This is a genomic window from Propionivibrio sp. (assembly GCF_029255185.1).
Classification (GTDB): Bacteria; Pseudomonadota; Gammaproteobacteria; order Burkholderiales; family Rhodocyclaceae; genus Propionivibrio.
Genome location: NZ_JAPUVO010000140.1, coordinates 1 through 14,960, shown reverse-complemented (window position 1 = coordinate 14,960; position 14,960 = coordinate 1). Strand labels below are relative to the sequence as shown.

The window sequence follows — 14,960 nt, the reverse complement described above, 5'->3', positions numbered from 1 at the left end:
ATTCGACCCTAACCGACAAGCCACTCTGCCGACAATTTTTCACATGCTCACTCTCGACGATTTTGATTTCGATCTGCCGCCCGAATTGATCGCCCAGCACCCGGCCAGCGAGCGCACGGCCAGCCGTCTATTGCATCTTGAACATCTTGACCGGGGAGTGCTGCGCGACAGGCAATTTGTCGACCTGCCGCAACTCATAGCGCCCGGCGATTTGCTGGTTTTCAACGACACCCGGGTGATCAGGGCCCGCCTGTACGGGCAAAAAGACAGTGGCGGCAAGGTCGAGGTGATGATCGAGCGCATCATTGACGCGGGTCATGCCGTGGCGCAAATTCGCGCCAGCAAGTCACCCAAACCCGGCAGCCGGATCATCATTGAAAACACCTTTGCCCTGACGGTGACTGGCCGCAGCGGAGAACAGTCCGAATTCTTCGCTCTCGAACTGGTCGGCCCTGGCGACCTCTACATGCTGATCGAGCAGAACGGCCGCTTGCCGCTGCCACCCTACATCACGCACGGCGCTGAAAGTGACGATGAAACACGCTATCAGACGGTATTCGCCCGCCATAGTGGCGCCGTCGCAGCGCCAACGGCCGGCCTGCATTTCGACGCAGCCATGCTGGCGAAACTTGGCGAGCGCGGCGCCGAACTCGCCTGGCTGACACTGCACGTCGGCGCTGGCACCTTCCAGCCGGTACGCGTGCACGATCTCTCTGCGCACCGCATGCATAGCGAGCACTTCGCCATTCCGCAAGCGACGGTAGAGGCCATCGCGCGCACCCGGGCCGGTGGCGGCCGCGTCATCGCTGTCGGCACCACCAGCCTGCGCGCGCTCGAAGCGGCGGCTCAGAGCGGGGAACTTCGTGCAGGAGCCGCCGAAACCGACATTTTCATCACGCCGGGTTACCAATTTAGCGTCGTCGACCGCCTGATCACCAATTTTCACCTGCCCAAGTCGACGCTGCTTATGCTCGTCTGCGCCTTTGCCGGAACGGACAGGATACGCGCAGCCTACCTTCACGCGGTTGCGCGGCGCTACCGCTTCTTCAGTTACGGCGACGCCATGCTTCTTGAAAGATATGACAATGAAATTTGAACTGCTCGCCACCGACGGCGCCGCCCGCCGTGGCCGACTTGCACTCGCCCACGGCGTCGTTGAAACGCCGGTCTTCATGCCGGTCGGCACCTATGGCACGGTCAAGGCCATGATGCCGCGCGACCTGACCGCGATCGGCGCGCAGATCTGCCTCGGCAACACCTTCCATTTGTGGCTGCGCCCCGGCCTGGAAGTCATCGCCGCGCATGGCGGCCTGCACCGCTTCATGGGCTGGAATGCGCCCCTGCTCACTGATTCGGGCGGCTTTCAGGTTTTTTCGCTGGGTGCGCTGCGCAAGATTTCCGAGGAAGGCGTCAGATTTTCATCACCGATCAACGGCGACAAGTTGTTCCTGACGCCCGAGGAGTCGATGCGCATCCAGCATGTGCTTGACTCGGACATCGTCATGATTTTCGACGAGTGCACGCCCTACCCAGCTAGCTTTGACGAAGCCGCCCAGTCGATGCGCCTTTCGCTGCGCTGGGCGCAGCGTTCGCGCAATGAACACAATCGACTGGACAATGCCAACGCCCTCTTCGGCATCGTCCAGGGCGGCATGTACGAAGAACTGCGCGACGAGTCGCTGGCCGGCCTCGCCGACATCGACTTCGACGGCTTCGCCATTGGCGGCCTCTCGGTCGGTGAACCCAAGGCGGAAATGTCGCGCATCCTCGCCCATACCGCGCCATGCCTGCCACAACATAAGCCACGTTACCTGATGGGCGTCGGCACGCCGGAAGACCTGGTCAATGCCGTGCAGGCTGGTATCGACATGTTCGACTGCGTGATGCCGACGCGCAATGCGCGCAACGGCCACCTGTTCACGCGCTACGGCGACATCAAGATCAAGAACGCCCAGCACAAGAATGACCTGCGCCCACTCGATGAAGGCTGCGCGTGCTACACCTGCCGCAACTTCTCGCGTGCCTATCTGCACCACCTGCACCGCATCGGCGAGATTCTCGGCGCCCAACTCAACACCCTGCACAACCTGCACTATTACCAGGTGCTGATGGCTGAACTGCGTACGGCGATTGCTGATGGCAAACTAGCGCAGACAGTCGCCCTATTCCATGCCGGGCGCAACCAGCAGACCAGGGTGATACAATAGGCGGCTCATTTTCTATCGTTTTTTTGTTTTTCCCCCAGGAGACTAATGTGCTGATCAGTAACGCCTACGCTCAAACTGCGGCTGCCGCCGCCGGACCAATGGATAGCGTCACGCAGTTCCTGCCGATCATTCTGATGTTCGCTGTGCTTTATTTTCTGATGGTTCGCCCACAGATGAAAAAAGCCAAGGAACACAAAACACTGCTCGGCGCCCTCGGCAAGGGCGACGAAGTCGTCACCCAGGGTGGTCTGGCTGGCCGCATCACCAAGGTCGGCGATGACTTCGTTTCGATCGCCATTGCTGACAATGTCGAGATCCAGATGCAGAAGGGCGCAATCACCTTAGTTCTGCCCAAAGGCACGCTCAAAAATCTGTAAGAAGACAGGGGGGCGGAAGTGAGGCGTAAAGTGCTCCACTCCGTCACGTCCTACGCCGCAGCACTTACTCTTCACTCCTCACTGCCCACATGAACCGCTATCCGCTCTGGAAATACCTTATCGTCGCCTTCGCACTGCTGTTCGGCTTCATCTATACCCTGCCGAATTTCTTTGGCGAGTCTCCTGCCGTCCAGGTGTCCAGCGCCAAGGCTACGCTCAAGGTCGACGCCAAAACACTCGAACGTGTAGTGGCGACGCTCAAGCAGGCAAACGTCGAAAGCAGCGGAACCTTCCTCGATACCAATGGCGTCAAGGTTCGCCTCAATGACACCGACACTCAGTTGAAGGCCAAGGATCTGCTCGAAAAGCAGTTCAACCCCGATGCCAGCGACCCGCAGTACGTCGTCGCCCTCAATCTGCTCTCCAGTTCGCCGCAATGGCTGACCAGTATGGGCGCGCTGCCGATGTACCTCGGCCTTGACCTGCGTGGTGGCGTCCACTTCCTGTTGCAAGTGGACATGAAAGGCGCGCTGACCAAGCGCCTCGATTCAATCAGTGCCGACCTGCGCAGCCTGATGCGCGACAAGAATATTCGTCACGGCGGCATCAGCCGTGAAGGTGAGCGCATCGTCATCCGCTTCCGCGATGAAGACACGCGCAACAAGGCACGCACCATACTCGACGACAATCAGCCGGATCTGCTGCTCGCCGACCAGGGCGATGGCAGTGATCTGAAGCTTAACGCCACACTTAAGCCAGCGGCGATGAAACGCATTCAGGAATTCGCCATCAAGCAGAACATGGGCACGCTGCACAACCGGATCAATGAACTCGGCGTTGCCGAGCCGGTAATCGCCCAACAGGGCGCCGACCGCATCGTGGTCCAGTTGCCGGGTGTGCAGGACACGGCCAAGGCCAAGGATATTCTGGGCCGCACGGCAACGCTGGAAATCCGCATGGTCGACGACAGCCCCGGTGCGCTGGAAGCCGCCACCACCGGCCAGGTCCCGTTTGGCACCGAGCTTTACGTTGAGCGTGGCGGTCGCCCTCTGCTGGTCAAAAAGCAAGTGGTATTGACTGGCGACCGCCTGACCGATGCCCAGCCCGGCTTCGACAATCAGACTCAGGAAGCGGCGGTACACCTTAGCCTCGACTCAGCCGGATCGCGCATCTTCAAGGAAATCACGCGCGAAAACGTCGGCAAGCGGATGGCCATCCTGCTCATTGAAAAAGGCAAGGGCGAGGTCGTGACGGCACCGGTGATCCGCACCGAAATTGCTGGCGGGCGGGTACAGATTTCCGGCAGCATGAGCACCATGGAAGCCAACGACACGGCACTGCTGCTGCGTGCCGGATCGCTCGCGGCGCCGATGGAGATCATCGAGGAACGCACCATCGGCCCCAGCCTCGGTGCAGAAAACATCACCAAGGGTTTCCATTCGACGATGTGGGGCTTCGCCGCCATTTCCGTCTTCATGATTTTTTATTACATGCTGTTCGGATTCATTTCGGTGATTGCCCTGGCCTCCAACCTGCTATTCCTGGTTGCCCTGCTCTCGCTGCTACAGGCCACGCTGACCCTGCCGGGCATCGCCGCCATCGCGCTGGCGCTGGGCATGGCGATTGACGCCAACGTCCTGATCAACGAACGCATCCGCGAGGAACTGCGAAACGGATCAACGCCGCAGGCGGCCATCCATACCGGTTACGAACGCGCTTTCGACACCATTCTCGACTCGAACATCACCACGCTGATCGCCGGCATTGCGCTGCTGATCTTCGGTTCCGGCCCGGTACGCGGCTTCGCCGTGGTGCACTGTCTGGGCATTCTGACCTCGCTGTTTTCCGCCGTGGTCGTTTCGCGGGCGCTGATCAACCTCATTTACGGCCGTCGCCGCAAGCTCGAATCACTGGCCATCGGTCAGATCTGGAAGCCGGGCAACAAAGCGGCTCCAGCCAAATAAGGACTCAAGAAGATGGAATTTTTTCGCATCAAAAAAGACATCCCGTTCATGCGCCATGCGTTGATGTTCAACGTCATTTCGCTGATCACCTTTCTACTGGCGGTGTTCTTCCTGTTCAGTCGCGGATTACACCTCTCCGTCGAGTTCACCGGCGGCACGCTGATCGAGGTCAATTACGCCCAGACGGCCAATCTGGAACAGATTCGTCAGGGTCTGGACAAATCGGGCTACACCGATATCGCCGTGCAAAACTTCGGCTCCAGCCATGACGTCATGATTCGCCTCCCGCTCAAGAGCGAACTTAACTCGACAAAAATCGGCGAGGCGGTGATGGCAGCACTCAATACTGAAGCTCCGGGCGCCACGCTGCGCCGGGTCGAATTCGTCGGTCCGCAGGTCGGTAAGGAACTTGCCGAGAATGGCTCGCTGGCGCTGCTGCTGGTCGTTGTCGGCATCGTCATCTACTTGGCGCTGCGCTTCGAGTGGCGCTTCGCGGTCTCGGCGATCATCGCCAACCTTCACGACGTCGTCATCATTCTCGGCTTCTTTGCCTTCTTTCAGTGGGAGTTTTCGCTCTCCGTACTGGCCGCAGTGTTGGCCGTGCTCGGCTACTCGGTCAACGAATCGGTCGTCGTCTTCGACCGTGTTCGTGAAACCTTCAAGAAAATGCGCGGCCTGAGTACCCCGCAGGTGCTTGACCACGCCATCACCAGCACCATCTCGCGCACCATCATCACGCACGGCTGCACACAGTTGATGGTGCTGTCGATGCTGCTGTTCGGCGGCGCGACCCTGTACTACTTCGCACTGGCGCTAACCATCGGCATCTGCTTTGGCATCTACTCCTCGGTTCTCGTCGCCAGCCCGCTGGTGATGTGGCTGGGCGTTTCGCGTGAACACTTCATCAAGGCCAAGAAGCAGATCGCAGGCGCCAACGAGGACGGCGCGGTCGTCTGAGGTCGAACACCACGGCGGCAATCCTGTTTTACGGGCGCCAGATCGGCGCCCGTTTCCGTAATATTGGGAGAATTGCATGAGCATCAAACGCATCAAGTTGTGGGACCTACCCACCCGCCTCTTTCACTGGCTGCTGGTCGTTTTTGTCAGTGCCGCCGTGATCACCGGCAATATCGGCGGCGGCGCCATGGACTGGCACGGGAGAATCGGCCTGGTCATTCTTGGTTTGGTCGTCTTTCGCCTGGTCTGGGGCCTGGTCGGCTCAAGCCATGCGCGCTTTGCGAGTTTTTTTCCGACACCAGCCACGCTTCGCGCTTATCTGCGCGGCCAATGGCAGGGGGTCGGCCATAACCCGCTGGGCGCTTTCTCGGTCTTCGGTTTGTTAACGCTGATTGCCCTGCAACTCGTCACTGGCCTCTTTAGCAATGATGACATCGCCTTCCGTGGCCCGCTCTACGACCTGATCAGCAAAGACCTTTCCGACCGCCTGAGCGGATTCCACGGACTCACCAGCAATGCCTTGATCGCGCTGATTATTCTTCACCTGTGCGCCATCGCATTCTATGCCCACGTCAAGAAGGACAATCTGGTCAAGCCGATGATTACCGGCTGGAAGGATGTAGAGCAAGGCGAATCGGCCACCGGTGGCGGCGCCATCGCCTTCATCGTCGCGCTGCTGATCGCTCTGGCCGCCGTCTACGTCGGCTCTGGCGCTTGGCTTCCAGCCCCACCGCCACCGGCCGCAGCGCAGACCACACCGACCTGGTAACAACAATAACGGGACATCCGGATCTATCGGTCTACGAGTCGTTGCATGTAACGTAACGTTGGCCTATATTGCTACATGTAACCAACGGAGGTTGATATGGCTACATCGGTTAGCGAACGAGTTCACAAGCGCAGGGAAGCGCTCCGCATGGCCGGACTTCGTCCGGTTCAGCTTTGGGTGCCAGATACCCGTCGCCCTTCTTTCGCAGAAGAATGTCATCGCCAATCCGAATCGTTGCGTAGCGACGATCAGGAGCGAGAAGTTTTGGATTGGATTGAAGCGGCTTCCGATACCAAGGGCTGGAAATGAAGCGTGGCGACTTGGTTACGATTGCGCTGCAAGGCGACTACGGCAAACCGTGGCCAGCACTGATCATGCAGTCCGATTTTTTTGACGCCCATCCGTCGGTTACGATACTACCGGTAAGCAGCGACTTGCGTGATATGCCACTGTTCCGCGTGACGGTAAAACCAAATCTCACGAATGCCTTGCGCAAACCTTCTCAAGTCATGGTGGACAAGAGCATGACTGTGGCCAGGGAAAAGATTGGCGACAGCTTTGGCCGTCTCGATGCTGGCCAGATGCTTGAAGTCGAACGTTGCTTGGCGGTTTTTTTGGGAATAGCAAAATAACGCCATCACTCCGGTAAAAAGGCCGCCCACTGGCGGCCTTTTTACCTCAGTCCTTGCGAAACTCGTCGTGACAACCCTTGCAGGCACTGCCGGTCTTGCCGAATTGCACCTTGATTGCCGCCACATCGCCGGTCGCGGCAACCTTGGCTAGCTCGTTGGCTTCCCGGATGTAGTTCGTGGCCACTTCCTTGAGCTTGTCCTGATTCTGGGGCATGAAGAACTCTGGCTTGACGCGTGTCTTCTCGTCGCCAACTTCCTTTTCCGTTCCTGGTCCGAAGAGTGCGCCCATACCCGAGTTGGCCGTTGCCGCAACAACGTTGGCGGCGGCAATAACCTGATCTTTGTTGAAGTTGCCATCAAGGTTAGCCTTGATTTTGCCCATGTTCCACGACATGAAGCGGTAGCCGGACTTGCGGATTTTGATCATTTCCTCGGGTTTGAGGGGCTGCTGGGCAAACGAGGCGCTGGCAATGCCGGCAAGGACAAGCAGGGCAACTAATTTTTTCATGCTTATTTCTCCGTTGTGGTTGATGAGGAAGTCGAAAAACAGTAGCTTCGGTCAGGGTAACAGACCAGCGTCAGCCTTTTGTATCAAAGAGGCATAATTTCAGCAAGAAGTTTCACCGCTCACAGCGCAAAGACATGCTTGGTTCGCAAGGTTCTGTTTTCCTCGATCACGGCCAACAGCCGGTCGATATTCGGATGTCTTCCCGGATGCTCGCGCGCATCCACGCTGTGCTCGGCAAAAAGCTCAAGCCCCTTTCTTGCTGCTTCCGGGCTTATCGCCCCGTAGGTCTGCGCCAGATGGTTATAAACGGACAGCGACCCCTGGCTGCCTGGCTTGTTTTCAATGGCTGCGATGACATTGCCCTCGGCATCGAGTAGATTGATCGCCGCCAGATGCGAAATTCCCGGCAGCTTCTTCAGATTCAAGGCAAATTGCGACACGTAATCGACTCCATTCATTGCTGCCCGCGTTTGCGCAGCATTCCCCACAGCATTCCCGTTGTCATGCAGGCCACCGCGACGCCGAAGGTCACGCCCCAGGTAGCGCGCTCCGGGCCAACAAGCGAAGACCAGATGGCGGCAAGCACGCCGCCGACCATCAGGCCGCAGATGCCACCAATGAATCCGCCACGCTTGATTGCCCCGTCCCGGCCATCGGCGCCGCAGCAATACGGGCAATAGATCGAACCGTTGGGAACTTCACGTTCACACCCCGGACAGACGACGACCCGTGAGATGGAGTCAACGAGCTCGTCCATCAAATCCGCCTAGCGAGTTCAGCCGCCTTGCCGGTGTACTCCCAGGGCGTCAGTTTGAGCAACTCATTCCTCGCCGCCTGTGGGATGTCCAGAGTCTGTACAAACTCCTGCATGCCGGCACTGGAAACCCGGTTGCCGCGAGTGAGCTCCTTGAGCTTTTCGTAGGGATTGGCAATGCCGTAACGGCGCATCACCGTCTGAATCGGCTCGGCGAGTAACTCCCAGTTGGCATCCAGATCCATGCGCAGGCACTCAGGATTGGCTTCGAGCTTGTTCAGACCACGCAGCAGCGAGTCATAGCCGAGCAGGGTGTAGCCCAAAGCAACGCCCATATTGCGCAGTACCGTCGAATCGGTGAGGTCACGCTGCCAGCGGGAAATCGGCAACTTCTCGGAGAGATGCCGCAGCAGCGCATTGGCCAGACCGAGATTGCCCTCGGAGTTCTCGAAGTCGATCGGATTGACCTTGTGCGGCATGGTCGATGAACCGATCTCGCCAGCCTTCAGCTTCTGCTTGAAAAACCCCAGCGAGATATAGCCCCAGACATCACGATTGAAATCAATCATGATGGTATTGGCCCGCGCGAAAGCATCGTAAAGCTCGGCCATGGCGTCGTGCGGCTCGATCTGTATGGTGTAGGGGTTAAATTCGAGGCCGAGGCTTTCGACAAAACGTCGGGCGAAGCTCTCCCAGTCGTAGCCCGGATAGGCCGCCAGGTGGGCGTTGTAGTTGCCCACCGCGCCATTGATCTTGCCCAGCAGGCTGACCCCGGCAATGCGCGAAGCGGCCCGTTCAAGACGATAGACGACGTTGGCCATTTCCTTACCGAGAGTCGTCGGGGTGGCCGGCTGACCGTGGGTACGCGCCATCATCGGCAGATCGGCATGCTCGTGCGCCAGCTCACGCAGACGCGCCGCCACCCGGCCCTGCATCGGAAGCATCGTTTCATCGCGGGCCGCCTTTAGCATCAGGGCATGAGCCAGATTGTTGATGTCCTCGGAAGTGCATGCAAAGTGGATGAACTCGGAAACGCGCATGACCTCGGCATTATCTGCCAGCTGCTCCTTGATCCAGTATTCCAGGGCCTTGACGTCGTGATTGGTAACCGCCTCAATGGCCTTGACCGCAGCCGCCTGGGGCGGAGCAAAGTCGACTAGCAGTTGATCAAGCCGCGCCAGGGTGGCCGGCGAAAAGGCCGGGATCTCGGCAAAATGCGGTTCTGCAGCCAGCGCCTTGAGCCATTCGATCTCGACTTGCAGGCGACGGCGAATCAAACCGAATTCTGAAAACTGGTCGCGCAAGGCATCGACCTTGGCGGCATAACGGCCGTCAAGCGGCGAAAGCGAGGTAAGGGTATTGAAAGACATGGCACTCATCCTTTGCGGTAAGCCGCCTATTTTACCCGTCCGGCAAAATCTCCAGTCAATTGATCACCTCGGCGATGCTATAATCTGCTCAAATTGTTCTCCTGCAGGAAGCCATGAAACTCATCGGATCACTCACCAGCCCTTACGTCCGCAAGGTGCGTATCGTTCTGGCCGAAAAGAAAATCGAATACGAGTTTGTTCTTGACTCACCGTGGACGCCTGAATCGGCTGTTCCGAACCTCAACCCGCTGGGAAAGATTCCGGTGCTGGTGCTTGACGACGAAACCGTTCTCTTCGATTCGCGGGTGATCAGCGAATACCTCGACAATGTCGCGCCAAACAACAAGCTGATGCCCGCGCCGAATCGTGAGCGCACTGAGGTCAAGCGCTGGGAGGCCCTTGCTGATGGCATTTGCGACGCCGCCGCACTGGCCTTTCTCGAAAAAAAGCGTCCGCCCAAACTGCAAAGTCCCGACTGGATTGCCCGCCAGGAAAGCAAGATCATCCGCGGACTCGACTACATGGCTGAACAACTTGGCGAAAACGTCTGCTGCATTGGCACGCACTTCTCACTAGCGGATGTCGCCGCCGTTTGCGCGCTCGGCTACCTCGCCTTCCGCTTCCCCGAGATCGAGTGGAGCCAAAAGCACCCCAACCTCGCACGCCTATACGCCAGACTGATGCAGCGTCCAGCCTTTGCCGACACTGTTCCACAAGGCTGATATCACGCAGCCAACGCCAAAGAGCCGCATAACGCGGCTCTTTTCACATCAAGACCCAGATGCGGGAATGCTCCACCGGTCCAACCGACTGCTTGCCACACGAGTTGTTGACCAACAGCCTATGCTATCCTACTCAAACGCTGCAATACGTAGGACTGAAAGCTTGCCACTAGCGAGTTGACGCTTTATCCCCGCGAAAGGATCAGTGATGGAAACACGTCCCGGCACACCGCGCATTGATGACGAAGTCGCCAACGAGTTGCGCGCAGCCCTAGGTTCCGCAAACGTATGCACCAGCGCCGACGATCTGGACCGCTACTCGCGGTGCACGATACCCTGGCAAAGCCTTTGCGCAGCGGTGGTCTTCCCGGCCTCTGCCGAGGACGTCGCCGCAGTCGTCCGCATCGCCGCCCGGCACCGGATTCCCGTGTGGCCATCGAGCACGGGGCGTAACTGGGGTTACGGGACGACGCTCGCCATCGACGACGGCGCGATCGTCATGATCCTCGAACGCATGAATCGCATCCTCGAAGTCAATGAGGAACTCGCCTACGCGGTGATCGAACCGGGTGTCACCTACACGCAGCTCAATGCACATCTGCGCAGCAAGGGCCACAAGCTGTGGATTGACTGCACCGACGGCTCGGGTCAGGGCAGCGTCATTGGCAATGCCCTCGAACGCGGTATCGGCGAAACGCCCTACGGCGACCACTTCGGCAATCTGTGCGGACTGGAGGTCATTCTCGCCGACGGCGAACGGGTGCAACTCGGTAGCACAACCCAGGGACTCAAGACCTGGCATACGCACAAATGGGGTGTCGGGCCGTATGTGGAGGGACTGTTCACCCAATCCAACCTGGGTATCGTCACCCAGGCGGGCATCTGGCTAATGCCGCAGCCCGAATCCCACAACTCCTTCGTCTTTGAGGTCAGCGACGAACGGCATCTGCCGAAGGTGGTCGACGCCTTCCGCCGCTTGGCGCTGACCGCTATCGTCAACACCAAGCTGCACATGATCAACGATTTTGTTTCGATGGCCATCCTGACGCAACGCATCAGTGAGCAGGTCGCACAGCACGGGCCGCTGACCGATGCCGACCTGGCCGCCTTGCGGCGCAAGTACTGCATTGTGCCGTGGAGCTGTGCTGGCGGCATTTACGGCACGCGTGGCCAGGTCAAACTCCAGCGTTCCTTGCTGCGTGAAGCGCTCTCGCCGTATGGGCGCCTGATCTTCATTTCGGACGCGCTGCTGCCCTACCTGCAACGGCTCATCGACTGGTCGTGGAAAAGCCCTCTTGTGCGCCGCCTGATCGAACTGGGGGCACGCACCTCGCTCCCGATGCTCGACTCCGCACCTTACGTGCACAAAATCCTGCAGGGTATCCCGACCGAGTACTTCGTCAAACACGCCTACTACCGCTACCGCCGCCCGCGACCGCAAGAGGGCGTTCAGCCGGCGCGCGACCGCTGCGGACTGATCTGGTTCGCCCCCATCCTGCCTTTTTCCAACACTCATATCTGGCCATTCCTTGATGCCTGCAAGCTGCGTTTCGCCGCGCATGGCTTCGACTTCTATGTCGCGATGCTGCTGATGAATCCGCGCTCGATAATCTGCCTGATGGCCATAATCTACGATCGGGAAGACGCCGACGAAACGGCGCACAGCGTGCAACTCTATGAGGAACTTCTGGCCATCATGCGTGAGCGGCAATTCCAGCAATATCGCGCCGGCCTGCAAAGCTGGGGCGAGCTGTTCAAGGATGCGCCAGAGATGCAGCGCCTGAATGCAAAGATCAAGGCAGCGCTCGATCCCGACAACATCCTTGCTCCGGGCCGCTATGGCGTCGACCTCTAGGGAAAAACTGATTGTCATGACAGCCCGTTCACTTCGGAGTTGATCCCATGCCCAAGGCCACGCGCAACCGATGGTTTCGAATGCTCGCCCTCCTGGTGTTCGTCTTCGGCGCGCCGGGCGCTTACGCCGACCTGACGCAAACCGTCATCAACACGCTGGACAGCGGCGCCGGCTCGCTGCGCCAGGCGATCATCGATTCGAATGCCGCCAGCGGCACCAGCATCATCAACTTCGCCGTGGTCGGTGCTGGCTGCGCCTCCGGTATCTGCACGATCACGCCCGCCTCAGCGCTGCCGGTCATCACCTACCCGGTCACCATCGACGCGACCACGCAGAGCGGGTACACCCTGACGACACCAAAAGTGGTCATCAGCGGCGCGTCGGCCTCTGATGCAACTGGACTCGATATCACCGCCGGCAATAGCACCGTCCAGGGGCTAGTCATTAATGGGTTTTATAAGCAGATCTCCCTGAGAACCAATGGAAGCAATAATGTTCAGCGCTGTTTCATCGGCGTGACTTCGGGTGGGACAACTTCAATTTTCGGACAAAACTATGGGATCGAAATAACGTCATCCAATAATCTGATCGGAGGCGCCACTAGCGCTTCGCGTAATGTGATCGGCGTTACGCATTATGGCATAGACGTTAGGGGCTCCAACAACACGATCTCGTTCAACTATATCGGCATCAACGCTGCCGGGACCGCCGCACTTACAAAAAAAACTAGCTATGGCATCTACGAATGGGGATCGGGTACTGTCATCGGGCCCGGCAACGTCGTGTCTGGTACATCAGCGACTGGAATCACCAGCACCAGCTGGAATGCCATTATCATAGGAAACTATATTGGTACCAATGCGGCAGGGACCGCAGCGGTGCCAAACGGATTCTATGGCATCTCTGCGGGCGGCCTAGGTCCCACCAGAATCGGCGGGACCATCGCTTCCGAACGCAATGTCATCTCTGGCAATACGACAGGGTACGGCATTTACGCTCAGGGACGTACAGTGCTGATCCAGGGGAACTACATCGGTACCAACGCTGCCGGGACCGCTGCGTTGCCAAACAACATCGGCGTTGCTGCCTTTGGTTACGGCGGCATTATTGGCGGAACAACCGCGGCAGAACGCAACATCATTTCCGGCAACTCAACCGCAGGCATTCACCTGGAAAGTTCTGCGGGTAGGGTGCCTGGTGAACTTGTGCAGGGCAACTACATCGGCGTTCTTGCCGATGGCACGACGGCGCTGGCCAATGGCAAGGGCATCGAGATTGCGCTCAACAATCAAAGCATACCGATGGTGATCGGCGGCACAGCAACTGGCGCCGGCAACGTCATCGCCCGGAACACCGGTCGCGGCATCGAGATCGCGAACGACAGCACGCTGGTGAGCATCCGCGGCAATTCGATCCATCACAACGGTGCCCTGGGCATTGATCTGGGCGCTGACGGCGTAAGTGGCAACGACGGGGCGTTCGGCGCCACCGCCAACAACGGCATCGACTACCCCATCTTCACCACCGTCGGCGTCATTGCCTCGACCCTGCAAGTGGCCGGCTACGTAGGCTCCGCCGCCAACCAGAGCACCTTTGCCAATGTCCTGGTCGATGTCTACCTGGCCAGCGACGACGGCAACAACAATGGCGTTATCGTCGCTGGCGACGGACAAAACGTCGCCCATGGCGAAGGCCAGACCTATCTGGGCACCGTCACCACCGACGCCAACGGCAACTTCAGCGGCAGCTTCACCATCGCCAGCACCGTCATTGTCGGCGACAAAGTCACTGGCACCGCGACCGATGCCAGTGGCAATACCTCGGAGTTCGGGCCCAACATCACGGTCGGCGTCGGCGTGATCACCCCGCCGGCCAGCTTCAACTGTGTCGAGTCGGGCGCCACGGCGGCCACTGGCCACCTTTACACCAAGCTCGCCGGCACCCCCTTCAGCGTTGATGTCGTCGCCCTCAAGGCCGACAACAGCGTCGAAACCGGCTACGCCGCCGGCGTCGACCAATCGGTGACCGTCGAACTGGTCGACGGCTCCGGCGGCACCGCCTGCGACAGCCGGGCGGCGGTCAATCCGGCGGTGTCGCAGACACTGACCTTCAGCGCCGCCAACGCCGGGCGCAAGGCCTCGGCCAGCATGACGGTCAGCAAGGCCTACGCCGACCTGCGCTGCCGGGTCACCGACGCCAACCAGACGCCGAACATCGTCGCCTGTTCGAGCGACGATTTCGCAGTGCGCCCGAGCGCCTTGAGCGTCACCTCGACGGCCTCGGCCGACGCCACCGGCGTGAGCACCAGCGCGACGCCGCGCATCAAGACCGGGGCCAACTTCACGCTCACCGCCGACAGCGCGGTGGTCGGCTATAACGGCACACCGGCAATTGACACCAGCACCCTCGCGGCGCACAGCGGCGCCGTGCAGGCCGGCACACTGTCCGGCAGTTTTTCCAGCGCCAACCCGGCGACCGGCATCGCCACCGGCGCCGCCTTCAGCTACACCGAGGTCGGCTACTTCCGGCTGGGCAGCACGGGGGTCTATGACAACACCTTTACCGCCGTCGATTCGGCGGCCGGCGACTGCACCAATGATTTCTCCAACGCCCTGGTCGGCGGCCAATACGGCTGCAAATTCGGCAACACCTCGGCCACCAGCTACTTTGGCCGTTTCATCCCCGATCATTTTGCCCTGGCGCCCGGCGCCGCCACGCCGGCCTGCGGTGGCTATAGCTATTTCGTCCAGGATGGTTTTACGACGGCGTTTAGCCTCACGGCGCAGAATTAGGGCATTACCTCCGCACAGAACGACCCCGGCTGTTGGGCCAAGCTCGGCTTGGG

Annotated in this window: 15 protein-coding genes; 11 read left to right on the top strand and 4 right to left on the bottom strand. The window is 59.4% G+C overall.

All coding sequences use genetic code 11. The annotated features are described in order from the left end of the window. Positions 1-43 precede the first annotated feature (43 nt). The 8 genes from queA (at position 44) to Q1J43_RS15595 (ending at position 6,906) form a co-directional block, all read left to right on the top strand. On the top strand, positions 44-1,096 hold the full coding sequence (gene queA / locus Q1J43_RS15630; protein WP_301103441.1) for a tRNA preQ1(34) S-adenosylmethionine ribosyltransferase-isomerase QueA: 1,053 nt from the start codon (positions 44-46) through the stop codon (positions 1,094-1,096). Then, positions 1,086-2,207 (top strand): tRNA guanosine(34) transglycosylase Tgt, encoded by a 1,122-nt coding sequence (tgt, locus tag Q1J43_RS15625; RefSeq protein WP_301103440.1) that lies wholly within the window; start codon positions 1,086-1,088, stop codon positions 2,205-2,207. Before queA ends, tgt begins: the two co-directional genes overlap by 11 nt. Positions 2,208-2,305: 98 nt before the next feature. After that, positions 2,306-2,584 (top strand): preprotein translocase subunit YajC, encoded by a 279-nt coding sequence (yajC, locus tag Q1J43_RS15620; protein WP_366141933.1) that lies wholly within the window; start codon positions 2,306-2,308, stop codon positions 2,582-2,584. An 89-nt stretch (positions 2,585-2,673) separates the two neighbouring features. Beyond that, a complete protein-coding gene (secD, locus tag Q1J43_RS15615; protein WP_301103438.1) occupies positions 2,674-4,548 on the top strand; it encodes a protein translocase subunit SecD in 1,875 nt (624 codons plus the stop codon). Positions 4,549-4,560: 12 nt separating this feature from the next. Further along, positions 4,561-5,505 carry a protein translocase subunit SecF gene (gene secF / locus Q1J43_RS15610; RefSeq protein ID WP_301103437.1) on the top strand — a complete coding sequence of 315 codons (945 nt, stop codon included), beginning with the start codon at positions 4,561-4,563 and terminating at the stop codon, positions 5,503-5,505. A gap of 76 nt (positions 5,506-5,581) precedes the next feature. After that, a complete protein-coding gene (locus Q1J43_RS15605; protein ID WP_301103436.1) occupies positions 5,582-6,274 on the top strand; it encodes a cytochrome b/b6 domain-containing protein in 693 nt (230 codons plus the stop codon). A gap of 96 nt (positions 6,275-6,370) precedes the next feature. Continuing rightward, a complete protein-coding gene (locus Q1J43_RS15600) occupies positions 6,371-6,583 on the top strand; it encodes an antitoxin MazE family protein (RefSeq protein WP_301103435.1) in 213 nt (70 codons plus the stop codon). Further along, positions 6,580-6,906, top strand: coding sequence for a type II toxin-antitoxin system PemK/MazF family toxin (locus Q1J43_RS15595; protein WP_301103434.1), 327 nt, complete (start codon positions 6,580-6,582; stop codon positions 6,904-6,906). Before Q1J43_RS15600 ends, Q1J43_RS15595 begins: the two co-directional genes overlap by 4 nt. Positions 6,907-6,952: 46 nt before the next feature. Here the strand turns inward: Q1J43_RS15595 and Q1J43_RS15590 are convergent, their stop codons facing one another. From Q1J43_RS15590 to purB, 4 genes are all read right to left on the bottom strand, one after another. Further along, the gene (locus tag Q1J43_RS15590) at positions 6,953-7,414 is read right to left on the bottom strand and encodes a cytochrome c (protein WP_301103433.1); all 462 of its coding nucleotides are present in this window, start codon (positions 7,412-7,414) and stop codon (positions 6,953-6,955) included. Positions 7,415-7,533: 119 nt separating this feature from the next. After that, on the bottom strand, positions 7,534-7,872 hold the full coding sequence (locus tag Q1J43_RS15585) for a DUF2322 family protein (protein ID WP_301103432.1): 339 nt from the start codon (positions 7,870-7,872) through the stop codon (positions 7,534-7,536). Beyond that, positions 7,869-8,171: a hypothetical protein gene (locus Q1J43_RS15580; protein WP_301103431.1), complete on the bottom strand. Its 303-nt coding sequence runs from the start codon at positions 8,169-8,171 to the stop codon at positions 7,869-7,871. Before Q1J43_RS15580 ends, Q1J43_RS15585 begins: the two co-directional genes overlap by 4 nt. Then, positions 8,171-9,547, bottom strand: coding sequence for an adenylosuccinate lyase (purB, locus tag Q1J43_RS15575; RefSeq protein ID WP_301103430.1), 1,377 nt, complete (start codon positions 9,545-9,547; stop codon positions 8,171-8,173). Before purB ends, Q1J43_RS15580 begins: the two co-directional genes overlap by 1 nt. A gap of 104 nt (positions 9,548-9,651) precedes the next feature. Here purB and Q1J43_RS15570 point away from each other — a divergent pair, with 104 nt between their 5' ends. From Q1J43_RS15570 to Q1J43_RS15560, 3 genes are all read left to right on the top strand, one after another. Next, on the top strand, positions 9,652-10,260 hold the full coding sequence (locus Q1J43_RS15570; protein WP_301103429.1) for a glutathione S-transferase: 609 nt from the start codon (positions 9,652-9,654) through the stop codon (positions 10,258-10,260). Between the two features lie 208 nt (positions 10,261-10,468). Continuing rightward, positions 10,469-12,115 carry an FAD-binding oxidoreductase gene (locus Q1J43_RS15565; RefSeq protein ID WP_301103428.1) on the top strand — a complete coding sequence of 549 codons (1,647 nt, stop codon included), beginning with the start codon at positions 10,469-10,471 and terminating at the stop codon, positions 12,113-12,115. A 47-nt stretch (positions 12,116-12,162) separates the two neighbouring features. Beyond that, entirely contained in the window at positions 12,163-14,907 is a 2,745-nt protein-coding gene (locus tag Q1J43_RS15560) for a DUF6701 domain-containing protein (protein ID WP_301103427.1), read from the top strand. Positions 14,908-14,960: the final 53 nt, after the last annotated feature.

Bases quoted from the DNA above. Each gene is read 5' to 3' on its own strand.
- Q1J43_RS15585 (WP_301103432.1), bottom strand. From the start codon at position 7,872: ATGAATGGAGTCGATTACGTGTCGCAATTTGCCTTGAATCTGAAGAAG.
- yajC (WP_366141933.1), top strand. From the start codon at position 2,306: ATGGATAGCGTCACGCAGTTCCTGCCGATCATTCTGATGTTCGCTGTG.
- queA (WP_301103441.1), top strand. From the start codon at position 44: ATGCTCACTCTCGACGATTTTGATTTCGATCTGCCGCCCGAATTGATC.
- purB (WP_301103430.1), bottom strand. From the start codon at position 9,547: ATGAGTGCCATGTCTTTCAATACCCTTACCTCGCTTTCGCCGCTTGAC.
- Q1J43_RS15600 (WP_301103435.1), top strand. From the start codon at position 6,371: ATGGCTACATCGGTTAGCGAACGAGTTCACAAGCGCAGGGAAGCGCTC.
- secD (WP_301103438.1), top strand. From the start codon at position 2,674: ATGAACCGCTATCCGCTCTGGAAATACCTTATCGTCGCCTTCGCACTG.
- Q1J43_RS15565 (WP_301103428.1), top strand. From the start codon at position 10,469: ATGGAAACACGTCCCGGCACACCGCGCATTGATGACGAAGTCGCCAAC.
- Q1J43_RS15595 (WP_301103434.1), top strand. From the start codon at position 6,580: ATGAAGCGTGGCGACTTGGTTACGATTGCGCTGCAAGGCGACTACGGC.
- Q1J43_RS15570 (WP_301103429.1), top strand. From the start codon at position 9,652: ATGAAACTCATCGGATCACTCACCAGCCCTTACGTCCGCAAGGTGCGT.
- tgt (WP_301103440.1), top strand. From the start codon at position 1,086: ATGAAATTTGAACTGCTCGCCACCGACGGCGCCGCCCGCCGTGGCCGA.
- Q1J43_RS15560 (WP_301103427.1), top strand. From the start codon at position 12,163: ATGCCCAAGGCCACGCGCAACCGATGGTTTCGAATGCTCGCCCTCCTG.
- Q1J43_RS15605 (WP_301103436.1), top strand. From the start codon at position 5,582: ATGAGCATCAAACGCATCAAGTTGTGGGACCTACCCACCCGCCTCTTT.
- Q1J43_RS15580 (WP_301103431.1), bottom strand. From the start codon at position 8,171: ATGGACGAGCTCGTTGACTCCATCTCACGGGTCGTCGTCTGTCCGGGG.
- secF (WP_301103437.1), top strand. From the start codon at position 4,561: ATGGAATTTTTTCGCATCAAAAAAGACATCCCGTTCATGCGCCATGCG.
- Q1J43_RS15590 (WP_301103433.1), bottom strand. From the start codon at position 7,414: ATGAAAAAATTAGTTGCCCTGCTTGTCCTTGCCGGCATTGCCAGCGCC.